Source organism: Tateyamaria sp. GN1-10, from assembly GCF_055693845.1.
This window is the reverse complement of the sequence record NZ_JBVFUR010000004.1, coordinates 976,519-989,601: the sequence shown is the minus strand read 5'-3', so window position 1 is coordinate 989,601 and position 13,083 is coordinate 976,519. Positions and strand designations below refer to the sequence as shown.

Genomic DNA, 13,083 nt, shown 5'->3' with positions numbered 1-13,083 from the left:
TTGTGGACTTAAAGACAGCCACCTTGGCTTACTAGTTCTACGAGATCAGGTTGATCCATACCCATCACACCCTACGTGACATGTCGGCGCGCAGATCAAACCACAATACCGGGACAGTTTTTATGAAGACTTTGGCGTCACTCTCCTTTGTTTTGCTTTTGGTTTTCGGGGCCGCAGCCACAGCGCAGCAGGGTCCACCAACCGTGACGGCGGCCAAGCCGGTCGTCAAAACAATCGTCGAAGATGACGAATTTGTAGGCCGGTTCGAGGCAAGGTCCGAAGTGTCCTTGCGGTCGCGTGTCTCAGGCTACCTCGAGGAGGTTCATTTCAAGGAGGGCAGTCTGGTCGAGGCGGGCCAACTTCTGTTCACAATTGACCAGCGGCAGTTCCGCACCGCCCTCAGACAGGCGCAGGCGCAGATTGATGTCGCCGATGCGACATATGAGTTTGCAACTGAACAGCTGGAGCGGGCGCAAGCGCTGATCGGAAACGGCACCATCCCGCAAAGTGTTCTGGACGAACGGCGCGAGGCGTATTTAGCCGCGCAAGGCGCCTTGGAACAGGCCCGTGCGGCATTGGAATTGGCCGAGCTGGACCTGGAGTTTTCAGAGATACGTGCGCCGATGTCCGGACGGATTGATCGATCACTGATTGATCCCGGCAACTTGGTTTCTGCGGATCAAACCGTGCTGACGTCCATCGTGTCGAACGATCCCATCTACTTCGTCTTCGACATCGATGAACGGTATTTCCTTGCCTATGCGAGGGATGCGCGCGCGCGCGGAACCGCCCTGCAAGAAGGGGGTGGTGCGTTGGAGGTCAAGGTGACGCTGTCGGATAACAAAATCCCGCCGCAAACAGGATACCTCGATTTTTCGGAGAACAGGATCGATGCCGAAACCGGCACAATGCGCGTCCGCGCCGTTCTGGAAAACCCGGATGAGTTACTAACGCCTGGGCTGTTTGGTCGGGTCAATGTGCCGGGATCGCTTCCATATGAAGGTATTCTGATCCCCGACCGGGCAATTGTTGCCGATCAAAACCGGCGGCTTGTGATGACCGTCGACGCCGATGGTGTGGTCACGCCTTTGCCAATCCGTCCCGGACCCGGAATAGATGGCTACCGCGTCGTGCGCGAAGGTATGGATGGAACCGAAACAATTGTGATTGACGGTCTGGTGACCGCCCGCCCGGGCATGACAGTGAACCCGGATATGGTCGAACTGCCACTCATCGCGGAGAACTGATATGGGCCGCTTCTTCGTCAGCCGCCCAATCTTTGCCGTCGTTGTATCCGTGATCATGACGATTGTCGGTCTGATCTCGTACTATCAGTTGCCGATTGAACAATACCCCGAAATCGCACCGCCCTCGATCGTGGTGCGTGCTTCTTATCCGGGGGCGGATGCGACGACCATTGCAAACACCGTTGCAACCCCGCTTGAGCAGGAAATCAACGGGATCGAAGGCATGTTGTACATGTCCTCATACGCGACAGCCGACGGCGCGATGAGCCTGACCGTCACTTTTGAACTGGGTACCGATCTGGATACGGCGCAGGTGCTGGTGCAAAACCGGGTCGCCATCGCCGAGCCGCGCCTGCCACAAGAGGTGCGCGCACTGGGTGTGACGACCACCAAATCCTCGCCTGACCTGATGATGGTCGTACACATGCTGTCGCCAGACGCGACATTTGATCAGCTCTACGTGTCGAACTATGCCCGGGCACGAGTGCGCGACAGGCTGGTGCGCTTGGACGGCGTGGGCGATCTGATCATCTTTGGCGAACGCGAGTTTTCGGCGCGGGTTTGGCTGGACCCGGACAAATTGGCCTCGCTCAGCCTGACGGCAAGTGACGTCGTTGACGCCCTACGGGAACAGAATGTTCAGGTGTCTGGCGGCTCACTTGGTGCCCCTCCGAACACGGCAGACAGCGCTTTTCAGGTGTCCGTCACAACCCAGGGCCGACTGGAAGATCCAAGGGAATTTGGACGCGTCATCGTAAAGGCATCTGATGCTGGTCGGGTTGTCCGTGTTCGCGATGTCGCTCGGGTTGAGATCGGTGCGCGGTCCTACGTCACCAACTCCTATCTCAACAACAAACCTGCTGTAGCGCTTGGTATCTTCCAGCGACCCGGTTCGAACGCGTTGGCCACCGCAGACGAAGTGCGGGCGACGATGGACGAACTGGCCCAGGACTTCCCGAACGGGTTGGAATACCAGGTCGTCTACAACCCAACCGAATTCATCAGCGCCTCCATCGACGCCGTCTACAAAACGCTGTTCGAAGCTGTTTTGCTGGTCGTCATTGTGATCATCGTCTTCCTGCAAAGCTGGCGCACCGCCCTCATTCCGCTGCTTGCGATACCGGTGTCTCTGATCGGGACATTCGCGGTGATGCTGGCGCTTGGCTACACGCTGAACCTGCTGACGTTGTTCGGGTTGATCCTTGCCATCGGTATTGTGGTGGATGACGCCATCGTTGTTGTCGAAAACGTCGAACGAAACATCCGCAACGGCATGACACCGCGCCAGGCGTCGGCCAGATCCATGGACGAGGTGCAAAGTGCCATCATCGGCACAACACTTGTTCTGATCGCGGTCTTTGTCCCTGCCGCGCTGGTGCCCGGTATCACCGGACAGTTCTACAGGCAGTTTGCCGTCACCATCTCGGTGGCAACCGTGATCTCAAGCATCAACTCGCTCAGCCTGTCCCCCGCCCTCGCTGCCATTTTCCTGAAACCAAATAGCAACTCACTGTCCCGTAATCTGCCATCGCGGCTCGGTGCTTATTTTGCCAACGCCTTCAACGGCGGTCTTGATATCGTCACGCGCGGCTATGCCGCCGTTGTGCGGGTGCTTGTTGGTACGTGGGGCATGATCGCGGTCGCAATTGTCGCCTTCGCAGGTCTTTTGGGCACAGCATGGTGGATCAATGAAAAGGTGCCGACGGGCTTCATCCCTGACGCGGACCAAGGCTATGCCATCGTCGTGGTGCAATTGCCCGAGGGGGCATCGCTGGACCGGACCGACACGGTGATGAAGCAAGCCACCGAGATTGCGCTTGAAACGCCTGGCGTCACCAATGCCGTTGCGTTCGCCGGGTTCTCGGGTGCCACCTTCACCAACGCCAGCAATCAGGGCGTGATCTTCACGACCTTCGCCCCGTTCGAGGACCGTCTGGAAAGCGGGTTGGATGCCAATGCAATTGTCGGGCAGCTCTTTGGCCGCATGCAGGTGATCCGAGAGGCATTCATCATTGCCATCGCGCCCCCTTCGGTACGGGGTGTGGGCACCGGTGGTGGTTTCAAGTTGCAGTTGCAGGACACTGACAGTGCGGACATGCGCCGCGTGTTGAACAGTGCCTACGCCATCATGGGTGCTGCACAACAATCGGACAAGGTGACGGGCGTCTTCACGACATTCTCAGCCAGTTCGCCTCAGGTGTACCTCGAGATTGACCGGGTGCGCGCGCAAATGCTGAACGTCCCGATTGGCGCAATCTTTGAGACATTGTCGATCAACCTTGGTTCAGCCTATGTGAACGACTTCAACGCCTTTGGCCGCCTGTTCCAGGTGCGCGCGCAGGCCGACCAGCAGTTCCGACTGGACGAAGAAGACATTCGATCCCTGCGTGTCCGGACGGCAACTGGTGCACTTGTTCCATTGGGAACCCTTGTATCCGTGGTCGACACGGCAGGCCCTGCACTGGTGCAGCGCTATAACCAACTCGTTTCTGTGCCGATCCAGGGCAATGCCATCCCGGGTGTGTCCACGGGTGACGCCCTGATCGCTATGGAGGAATTGGCTGAACAACTGCTGCCGCTCGGCGTGGATTACGAATGGACCGAATTGGCGCTGCAGGAACGCAATCAGGGTGACACGGCAACATACATCTTTGCCTTCTCGGTTCTGTTTGCTTTCCTCTTTCTTGCCGCTCTCTATGAAAGCTGGGTCTTGCCACTTGCCATCATTCTTGTGGTGCCACTTGCAGTCCTGTCTGCCTTGTCGGGTGTGATGCTGCGCGGCATGGACAACAACATTCTGACGCAGGTGGGACTTATCGTATTGGTGGGCCTGTCGGCCAAGAACGCCATCCTAATCGTGGAATTCGCAAAACAAGCGCAAGAGGAAAAGGGGATGTCCGCAATTGACGCCGCCGTGGACGCGTGCCGCCTGCGTCTGCGACCGATCCTTATGACAGCCTTTGCCTTCATCCTGGGCGTGGTGCCCTTGATGATCGCCACTGGCCCCGGGTCCGAGATGCGGCAAGCCTTGGGCACCGCTGTCTTTTTCGGGATGTCCGGCGTGACCTTCCTCGGCCTGTTTTTCACCCCGGTGTTCTATGTCGCCCTGCGCCGCATCTTCCCCGGAAAAGCAAAGGATGTGGAAAGCACCGAAACGGCATCAGAGCCAACGCCCAGCTAAGGGCTGTCTTTGCGCATGGCCTGTGGGCTTTGACCAAAGGCTGCCCTGAAGGCACGTGTCATGGCGCTGGCGTTCTCATACCCGCATCTGCCCGCGATCTCTGACACGGGCAGATCAGTCTCCTGCACAAGACGCAAAACGGCGTTGAGGCGCAGACGCCGGTATACGGTCGCTGGCGTAGCAGCCATCGCAGTCTTCATGCGATGCTCCAGCGTTTTCTGGGTGCATCCGACGCGACGCGCGATCTCGGGAATGGGGATCGGATACTCGATATTGTCCTGCATCAACGCCACCGCCCGGCCAACCATCCGCCCCGACGCGCGGACTGGCAGCGCTTGCACCGTTTCGCGCGACATGAACAGTTGGGCAACCTCCATCGCAACCAGCGGCCCATGTGCGGACGCAATCAGGCCGTTTGCCAGGTCAAAGGCCGCCATGGCACCCGAACACGTGATACGATCAGCATCGATGACATAGCGTTGCCGCACAGTCTCAACATCCGGGAACGCCTCGGAAAAGGCATCGAGCATGTCCCAATGAATGGTTGCGCGGTGGTCATCCAAAAAACCGGCACGCGCCAACAGCCAGCTTCCTGTGTCGAGGCCACCCAGAACAGCGTAACTCCGTGCTGCACTGCGGACAGCACCCACGATACGATCCTGATCCAAGTCGCGAATGCCGTAGGACGGCATGAGCATCAGCGCGGTGCCTTCGGCGTTTGCGAGGGCGTCATGTGGCTCAATCTGCAACCCGCTTGAGCTGGAGACCGGCGTGCCATCCAGCGTGAAAAACCGCCATTGATAAGCGGTGCGCCGCAAGAACCCGTTCGCAGCCCGCAGCGGTTCAACGAAATTCGCGAGGCAGTGGTTCGAAAACCGATCAAACAGGACGATGTCCACATGCTGCATCGCGTCATGGATTTTCGACCATTCCTGCATGATAAATGCCTAGCACTGCACGTTGTATGTCGGCAAGCCGCGCTCTGATCCTGCAGTCACAACAGGGAACGCATCAATGCAGTTTGGTTTGACCGAAGAACAGGACATGATCGTCTCGACCGTCCGCAGTTTCGTCGAGAAAGAGATTTACCCCCACGAGGCCGAGGTCGAACGGACCGGGCAGGTTCCCCACGAGTTGGGGGAGGAGATCAAGCGCAAGGTCATCGATATGGGGTTCTATGCCTGCAACTTCCCCGAAGAGGTGGGCGGTGCGGGCCTCAGCCATATGGACTTTACGCTGGTCGAGCGCGAGTTGGGGCGCGGATCGATGGCGCTGACCCATTTCTTTGGTCGTCCGCAAAACATCCTGATGGCCTGTAACGAAGACCAGCGTGAACGCTACCTGCTGCCTGCCGTGCGGGGCGAGCGGATGGATGCGCTGGCCATGACTGAGCCCGACGCTGGTTCAGATGTGCGCGGTATGAAATGTACGGCCATCCGCGACGGTGGCGATTGGGTCATCAACGGGTCCAAACACTTCATCTCGGGCGCGGAACACGCTGATTTCTTCATCGTGTTCATCGCCACCGGTGTTGACGACACGCCTAAAGGACCAAAGAAGCGGATCACCACATTCCTTGTGGATCGTGGCACGCCGGGGTTCGAAGTGCGCGACGGCTACAATTCAGTCAGCCACAAGGGATACAAGAATTGTATCCTGTATTTCGATGAGTGCCGCCTGCCCGATGCGCAGGTTCTGGGTGAGGTTGATAGCGGTTTTGCCGTGATGAATGAATGGCTTTATGCGACGCGCCTGACGGTTGCAGCCTTCAGCGTGGGCCGCGCACGCCGGTGCTTTGACTATGCCCTGAGCTATGCGGCGGAGCGCAAACAATTCGGCCAACCCATTGGCAAGTTCCAGGGCGTCAGCTTTCAAATCGCGGACATGATCACCGAGATTGATGCCGCCGACTGGTTGACCCTCGCGGCCGCATGGCGGCTGGATCAGGGGCTGCCGTCGAACCGCGAGATCGCGTCAGCCAAGCTTTATGCCTCCGAAGCGTTGGCGCGGGTCACTGACACCACGTTGCAGATCTATGGTGGCATGGGTCTGATGGATGACTTCCCGATTGAGCGATTCTGGCGCGACGCGCGGGTCGAGCGCATCTGGGATGGCACCAGCGAAATCCAACGCCACATCATCAGCCGCGATCTTTTGCGGCCCCTGGGTGCCTGAGATGGTTTCGCATGGGCAAAGCCCATCCGACCGGAGCGAGGGGCCAGCCCCTCGCGCTCCCCGGGATTTTTTGAAACAGGGAAGAGCAAGCTTTCGCGACTGTTGCGCCCCAAATCAATCGCCGTCATCGGCGGCGGCCCGTGGTGCACTTCCGTTATCGAACAGGCCAAGCGTTTCGGTTTTGATGGCGCAATCTGGCCAGTACACCCAAACAAGCCGGTGCTTGCAAACCACGGCGCATTCCCATCGGTCGAGGATTTGCCAGCGCCCCCCGATGCCACGTTCATCGGTGTGAATCGTGCTGCAACTGTTGACGTTGTATCCACCCTATCGTGCCTCGGCGCGGGCGGTGCTGTCTGTTTCGCCTCCGGCTTTGCGGAAGCCACGGCCGAAGATGAAAGCTCCGCTGACTTGCAGGCGCAGTTGATCCAAGCGGCCGGCGATATGCCTATCCTTGGCCCGAACTGCTATGGCTTCATCAACGCGTTGGACCAGGCGCTTCTTTGGCCGGACCAGCATGGATGCACGCCCGTGGATAGGGGTGTCGCCATCCTTACCCAAAGTTCGAACATCGCGATCAACCTGACGATGCAGCAACGGGCACTGCCCGTCGCCTATGCGATCACCTCGGGGAATATGGCGCAAACGAGCCAAGCCGAGCTGGCGCTTTCGCTGCTTGAGGATCAGCGGGTTACAGCCATCGGACTGCATATCGAAGGCTTCGGTGATGTGCGCCAGTGGGAAGCCTTGGCCGCAAAGGCATATGATCGTGGCATTCCATTGGTCGCTCTGAAAGTTGGAGCGTCGGACCAAGCACGTCAGGCCACCATATCCCACACCGCATCACTGGCCGGGTCGGATGCAGGTGCGCAGGCTTTTCTGGACCGCCTGGGCATTGCCCGCGTCACCGCGCTGCCCGATTTTCTGGAAACATTGAAACTGCTGCATCTGCATGGCCCGATATCGGGAAACCGGATTGCCTCCATCAGCTGTTCGGGCGGTGAGGCCAGCTTGATCGCAGATATGGCGCTGGACACAGGTCTGACGTTCCCGGCACTGACAGACACACAGCAAACTGATCTGCGTGCCTCTCTCGGCCCCATGGTCGCGCTTGCGAACCCTTTGGATTATCACACCTATATCTGGCGCGATTCCGACACGATGGCAGACGCATGGTCGGCCATGACTGGCGAGGGGATCAACATGACCCTGTCAATCGTGGACTACCCATTGACCGACAGCTCTGATTGGGCCTGTGCCACCGACGCCGCCCTGAAAGTACGCGCGAATACCAAAGCCCCCTTTGGCGTCGTGGCCACCTTGCCGGAATTGATGCCTGAGCAGACCGCGCAGCAATTGGCCGAAGGTGGCGTCGTCCCCTTCCTTGGCCTGCGCGAAGCTCTTGCCGCCATTGAGGCTGCGCACCACATTCATGCCCCCCACCCGACCCCGATATGTGTGCCCGGCACGTCGGAGGCCACAATGCGTCTGACTGAGGCTGAGGCGAAAGCGGAGCTTGCACTGCATGGGTTGAACGTGCCGCAGAACCGTCTTTTTTCAGCCAAGGACGCTGAGCAAGAAGCGACCGCCCTTGAAGGGCCTTTGGCTGTGAAAGGGGTCGGGCTCGCGCACAAGACGGAAGCGAATGCTGTCCACTTGAATATAGCTGCATCGGACATTGGCGCGGTCGCCGACAGCATCGGGACACGGACAATTCTCATCGAGGAAATGGTGACGGATGGCGTCGCAGAATTGCTGGTTGGTGTTGTTCGTGATCCGGCCCACGGGTTTGTTCTGACCCTTGGTGCGGGCGGAGTGTTGACCGAACTGATGCAAGACACGCAATCACTGCTTTTGCCCGTTACTGCGACAGATATCGACACGGCCCTGTCGCGCTTGCGCTGCTCTGTGCTGCTTCGCGGGTATCGCGGTAAACCAGCCGCTGATCCTTCGGCCATCCGCGAGGCAGTACTGGCCATCCAATCCTACGTGCTTGCACATGCCGACACCGTCAGCGAGGTTGAAGTGAACCCGCTGATCTGTACACCCACCCGCGCTGTTGCCGTTGATGCGCTGATATGAAAGGCCTGATCGATGAGCCCCATAAAAACAAGGCACGAAGGCGCGATCCTGGAAGTCACGTTGGACCGGCCCAAGGCCAATGCCATCGACCTCACCACAAGCCGGATCATGGGTGAAACCTTTATGGCGTTCCGCGACGATCCCGAGCTGCGCGTGGCCATCATTACGGGCGCGGGCGAGAAGTTCTTCTGCCCCGGTTGGGACCTCAAGGCAGCAGCGGACGGGGATGCTGTTGATGGCGATTATGGCGTCGGGGGCTTCGGCGGATTGCAGGAATTGCGCGGCCTCAACAAACCGGTCATTGCCGCCGTGAACGGCATTGCCTGTGGTGGCGGGCTGGAACTGGCATTGAGCGCAGACATGATCCTGGCGGCCGAGCATGCGACATTTGCCCTACCCGAAATCCGGTCTGGAACCGTTGCCGATGCCGCCAGCATCAAGCTGCCCAAGCGCATCCCCTATCACATCGCGATGGAGCTTCTGCTGACCGGACGCTGGTTCGATGCCGAGGAGGCACATCGTTGGGGGTTGGTCAATGAAATCGTTCCAGTCCAAGGGCTTATGGACCGCGCGTGGAACTTGGCCCGGTTGATCGCATCGGGTCCACCGTTGGTCTACGCCGCGATCAAGGAAGTGGTGCGGGACGCCGAGGATTCAAAATTTCAAGACGCAATGAACCGCATCACCAACAGCCAGTTGCCTGCAGTCGAGACCCTCTACCGATCCGAAGATCAATTGGAAGGTGCCCGCGCATTTGCCGAGAAACGCGATCCGGTCTGGAAGGGCCGCTAGGGCGTTATTCTCGGATCAACCGGCAGGCCGCTTGGCACTGCCTTTGGCACGCCCAGTTTGCCGTCATTTGCGGTTTCACCCGTCAGGGCATGTAGGAAGGCGACGACCTGGTCGACTTCGCTGTCCGTGAGTGGGGTTGCTACGATCTGCACCGCCGCGCGTTGACGCGCCATTTCGTGGCTGTCTTGCCAGACCATGAAATCGATCGCCTCGAGCCACGGAACGGATGGCAGAGCTGCTGTCTCTGGCGTCCAATTATCCAATGATTGCAAGGGATTCATATGATGTCTCACGATCCCTTCGAGGGTCGGGTATGCGCCATTGTGCCCATAGGGCGCAGTCAGTGCCACGTTTCGGAGCATTGGTGTTTTGAAGGCATAGGCATCTTCGAGCGCGTCGCTTTCCCCCATGCGCCCGACATCCCGCACCATGGGGTCAAAGCGGCGGGTCCGACCCGGGCCAAAGGGTGGCAGGCCGAGAGCGTGGAATGCCTGATCCGTCATCAGTGGGCCGCTGTGGCAACTGCTGCAATCTGCTTTGCCATAGAACAACTCAAGCCCCTGCTTTTGTTGAGTATTCAAGGCATTTTCGTCGCCCGACAGATAGGCGTCGAAAGGGCTGTCCTTGCTGGTCCATTCCCAGATCATGAAGGCACTGAGCGCATTCGCGATATCGGCAATGGTTATGTCCTTGGCGGTCTTGATATGGTCGTATGCACCCGCGAACCCTTCGGCATAGGCGGGGATGTGACGCACACGGTCTGTAAGGATGGGCCACGCATAGTCCATACGCTGATGGATGGCCCCTGCAACCTCGTTTTCCTTGGGGTTTCCAGCCATTTCAAACTGGGCAACCAGCGGGAAAATTGCCTGTGCTGCCAACAGGTTATCCAGACCCTCGGGCAGCCATTCCTCTGCCGGAGAGTTAAAGCCGTTCTCATAGGTGTCGGCGACGCTGAGGCGTCCGTCGTGGAAGATGGTGTGCAGATCCCTGGCCCCGAGGTTCCAGAGGCCGGGCGCGTTGCGGGGGATGCGTTTGCGGATGCGATCATCACCTGTGCCTGCGGTGCGCTGCGGGCCCAAACCTGCGCCCCCTTCGCCGATGCCGAGGCTCAGACCGTCACCGGTGCCAAGGTCGGGATGGTGACAGGTGGAACAGGCGATATTGCGGTTGCCAGACAGGATACGATCATAGAACAGAAGCTGGCCTAGTTTGGCTTGCGCCGGGTCCACAGCGATGAAATCATCCGCAGTCAAAGCACGTGGTACACCGTCGGCAAAGGCGGGTGCGCCACAAAGGAGAAGCATATGCGCAAACTTGCGATAGCCCTTGTTTTTATGGCCTTTCCGGCACTGGCCGAGATTGAGGAAGCGCGTGATCTGATGGAGGCCGGAGACTACAAGGCGGCCTATGACGCGCTGTGGCCCGCGGCCCGGTCGGGCAATGCGGATGCCGAGGAACTGATTGGTGTCATTTACGCCTTGGGTCTTGGGGTCGAGCGCGATGATGAACGGGCGTTCGAGTGGTATTTGCGGTCCTCGATGAAGGGGCATCCGGGCGCGCAATCCGGTGTCGGATGGTACTACGAGGTTGGGCGCGGGATGCCTGCGCCGGACCTTGTGCGCGCCTATATGTGGTACACCCTGTCCGCGATTGGCGGCGATCCCGACGCGGCGATTTCGCTGGAAGAGGTGGTCAAGAAAATGACCAAGGATCAGATTGATCGGGCGCATATTCTGGTCGCTGATTACAAGGTGTGGATGTATCCGTTCCGGTGAGTGTGGCAGCAGGTTTTCGCCTTGGGAAGCCTTGTCACCGTACGGTGGCGTTAACGCTGCGTACGATGGTTAAATTCGGGTAAAACGCGCATTTTGCGGGAAAAAGTGCACAGTTTGGTGCGGGTCATACCAGCCTGTTTCAGCCTCATATTCTGAAACTGCGCATTAGCAGTCCGAAACTGCACATTTTGCATTGCCACTGCGCGTTAACAACCGGTTAAGATTTGGGCGGCGTTAACGTTTGAACGCGGCCCTTTACCTTTTGTTAGGAAAGGCGGGGTGAACCCCGCCCTACCGTTAGCTGGCGGCGGCTGCGCTGTAACCTTCGGCCACCTGCGTCATGGATTGGGCGAAAGGACCCGGGCCATAGCTGGCCCGCGCAACGCCGAGGGCGGCGACTTCGGCAATCGAACTCAGGGCACCGCGCATCATCACGTTGACCGGCAAGGATGACGCATCGCAGATGTCACTGATCATGCCGTGGTCCGTCAAGCCGGGGATGAAGAAGCCGCTGGCCCCGGCCTCGGCATAGGCTGCGCCGCGTTCCTTTGCCTCGGCCAGATGGGTGGCGTGGGTGTCGGGCTTGGATTTCAGGAACACATCGGTACGGGCGTTGATGAAGAGCGGCACGCCCGCGGCGTCAGCCGCAGCGCGGATCGCCTTGATCCGGGCCGCTTGTGCGTCGATGGGATGTAGGTCGGCGCTGCCCACCACTTGATCCTCAAAATTGAGCCCGATGGCACCGGTGCCGATCAGAGCAGTGATATTGGCGGCCAGAGGTTCTGGATCGATGGCATAGCCTCCTTCGAAGTCGATGCTGACCGGCAGGTCCGTGCTGTTCACAATGCGGGTGGCGATGGCGAGCAGATCGTCGAGCGGGATGTTTTCGCCGTCAGGGTAACCCTGCGCCTCGGCCACGGACCAGCTGCCGGTGGCAAGGGCCTTGGCGCCCGCCCCCGTAACGGCCTTGGCCGTGCCCGCGTCCCAGATGTTGTAGATGACGACGGGTGTGCCGGGGATGTGCAAGGCGGCGAAGGCGGCGGCTTTGTCGGCATGGGACATGGGAGTGACCTTTTGGGTGATTGAGGACTCAGAGCAGCTTACGCGCATGTGTTCCAGTGGCAAGGGAGGGTCACGCAAGTTCGCCAAGCCAGGAGATGGGGATCAAGCCCTGGTCACGCACAATGCAGGCGAAACCACACCTGCTCGCTTAGCTGGCCTTGATCTTTGCGAACACGAAGAAGTCAGCGAAAGACGTATTGTTTGGGTCGTCCACGTCGAAAGGGTATCGGTTTGGAATGTGTTCATGCAATTGGAAATCCGGTCTTTGGACGCTGACCCAATTGGTGAACTTACGATGCCGCACATGGGGAACTGGTGTCTGTTCCTCTTTGTCGGACGAATACACGATGACAAACCGTGTGGCAGCATCAAACAAATCCGCCATGTATGAGTGGAACACAGCGTCTTCGACCAGATGATAGACGACGTCTAGTGACATCGACAATTCAGCTGTCTCGCCGTGTCTGTCTGAGACAAGCCCAAATCGCTTCGACGGGTCATCCTGAAACCGGGCTTGGCAGGCCGCAACAGCCTCTTTCGAAACATCAAGGCCAAGATAGGCAGGGTAGCGAGCGAGTGTCAGTTGATTGCCGTCACCACTGCCAAATTCAATGACGCTAAGGACGTTATTGGTTTCAACGAAGTTGTTGATGACCTCTGCCTTTAGTTCGGCCAATCGCCCGTAGCTGCCAGAGCCGGATGTCCCGCCCAATTGATATCGAGTGTCCCAGTAATTCGACGACGTATCAAACTTTTCAGGCATGCC

The 13,083-nt window shown here is 58.8% G+C and carries 10 protein-coding genes; 6 read left to right on the top strand and 4 right to left on the bottom strand.

Features of this window, described 5'->3' with window-relative positions:
• Nucleotides 1-122 precede the first annotated feature (122 nt).
• Both ACZ1HN_RS06620 and ACZ1HN_RS06615 read left to right on the top strand, forming a co-directional pair.
• Nucleotides 123-1,247: an efflux RND transporter periplasmic adaptor subunit gene (locus tag ACZ1HN_RS06620; RefSeq protein ID WP_299205347.1), complete on the top strand. Its 1,125-nt coding sequence runs from the start codon at nt 123-125 to the stop codon at nt 1,245-1,247.
• A 1-nt stretch (nt 1,248) separates the two neighbouring features.
• A complete protein-coding gene (locus ACZ1HN_RS06615) occupies nt 1,249-4,428 on the top strand; it encodes an efflux RND transporter permease subunit (protein WP_472726918.1) in 3,180 nt (1,059 codons plus the stop codon).
• Here the strand turns inward: ACZ1HN_RS06615 and ACZ1HN_RS06610 are convergent.
• The gene (locus ACZ1HN_RS06610) at nt 4,425-5,366 is read right to left on the bottom strand and encodes a GlxA family transcriptional regulator (RefSeq protein WP_472726917.1); all 942 of its coding nucleotides are present in this window, start codon (nt 5,364-5,366) and stop codon (nt 4,425-4,427) included. The two genes, ACZ1HN_RS06615 and ACZ1HN_RS06610, sit on opposite strands and share 4 nt — an antisense overlap.
• Before the next feature lie 76 nt (nt 5,367-5,442).
• On the opposite strand from ACZ1HN_RS06610, the gene ACZ1HN_RS06605 reads away from it, so the two are divergent.
• The 3 genes from ACZ1HN_RS06605 to ACZ1HN_RS06595 all read left to right on the top strand — a co-directional run bounded on the left by ACZ1HN_RS06605 (nt 5,443) and on the right by ACZ1HN_RS06595 (nt 9,477).
• The gene (locus ACZ1HN_RS06605) at nt 5,443-6,603 is read left to right on the top strand and encodes an acyl-CoA dehydrogenase family protein (RefSeq protein ID WP_472726916.1); all 1,161 of its coding nucleotides are present in this window, start codon (nt 5,443-5,445) and stop codon (nt 6,601-6,603) included.
• Nucleotides 6,604-6,702: 99 nt separating this feature from the next.
• A complete protein-coding gene (locus ACZ1HN_RS06600; RefSeq protein WP_472729288.1) occupies nt 6,703-8,685 on the top strand; it encodes an acetate--CoA ligase family protein in 1,983 nt (660 codons plus the stop codon).
• Nucleotides 8,686-8,697: 12 nt separating this feature from the next.
• The gene (locus tag ACZ1HN_RS06595) at nt 8,698-9,477 is read left to right on the top strand and encodes a carnitinyl-CoA dehydratase (protein ID WP_472726915.1); all 780 of its coding nucleotides are present in this window, start codon (nt 8,698-8,700) and stop codon (nt 9,475-9,477) included.
• Here ACZ1HN_RS06595 and ACZ1HN_RS06590 read toward each other — a convergent pair.
• A complete protein-coding gene (locus tag ACZ1HN_RS06590; RefSeq protein WP_472726914.1) occupies nt 9,474-10,784 on the bottom strand; it encodes a cytochrome-c peroxidase in 1,311 nt (436 codons plus the stop codon). The genes ACZ1HN_RS06595 and ACZ1HN_RS06590 overlap by 4 nt on opposite strands.
• Between ACZ1HN_RS06590 and ACZ1HN_RS06585 the strand changes: the two genes are divergently transcribed.
• Nucleotides 10,785-11,255 (top strand): tetratricopeptide repeat protein, encoded by a 471-nt coding sequence (locus ACZ1HN_RS06585; RefSeq protein ID WP_472726913.1) that lies wholly within the window; start codon nt 10,785-10,787, stop codon nt 11,253-11,255.
• Between the two features lie 297 nt (nt 11,256-11,552).
• On the opposite strand, the gene ACZ1HN_RS06580 is transcribed toward ACZ1HN_RS06585, so the two are convergent.
• Together ACZ1HN_RS06580 and ACZ1HN_RS06575 are read right to left on the bottom strand one after the other, a co-directional pair.
• Nucleotides 11,553-12,317, bottom strand: coding sequence for an isocitrate lyase/PEP mutase family protein (locus tag ACZ1HN_RS06580; RefSeq protein ID WP_472726912.1), 765 nt, complete (start codon nt 12,315-12,317; stop codon nt 11,553-11,555).
• A gap of 148 nt (nt 12,318-12,465) precedes the next feature.
• On the bottom strand, nt 12,466-13,080 hold the full coding sequence (locus tag ACZ1HN_RS06575; protein WP_472726911.1) for a class I SAM-dependent methyltransferase: 615 nt from the start codon (nt 13,078-13,080) through the stop codon (nt 12,466-12,468).
• Nucleotides 13,081-13,083: the final 3 nt, after the last annotated feature.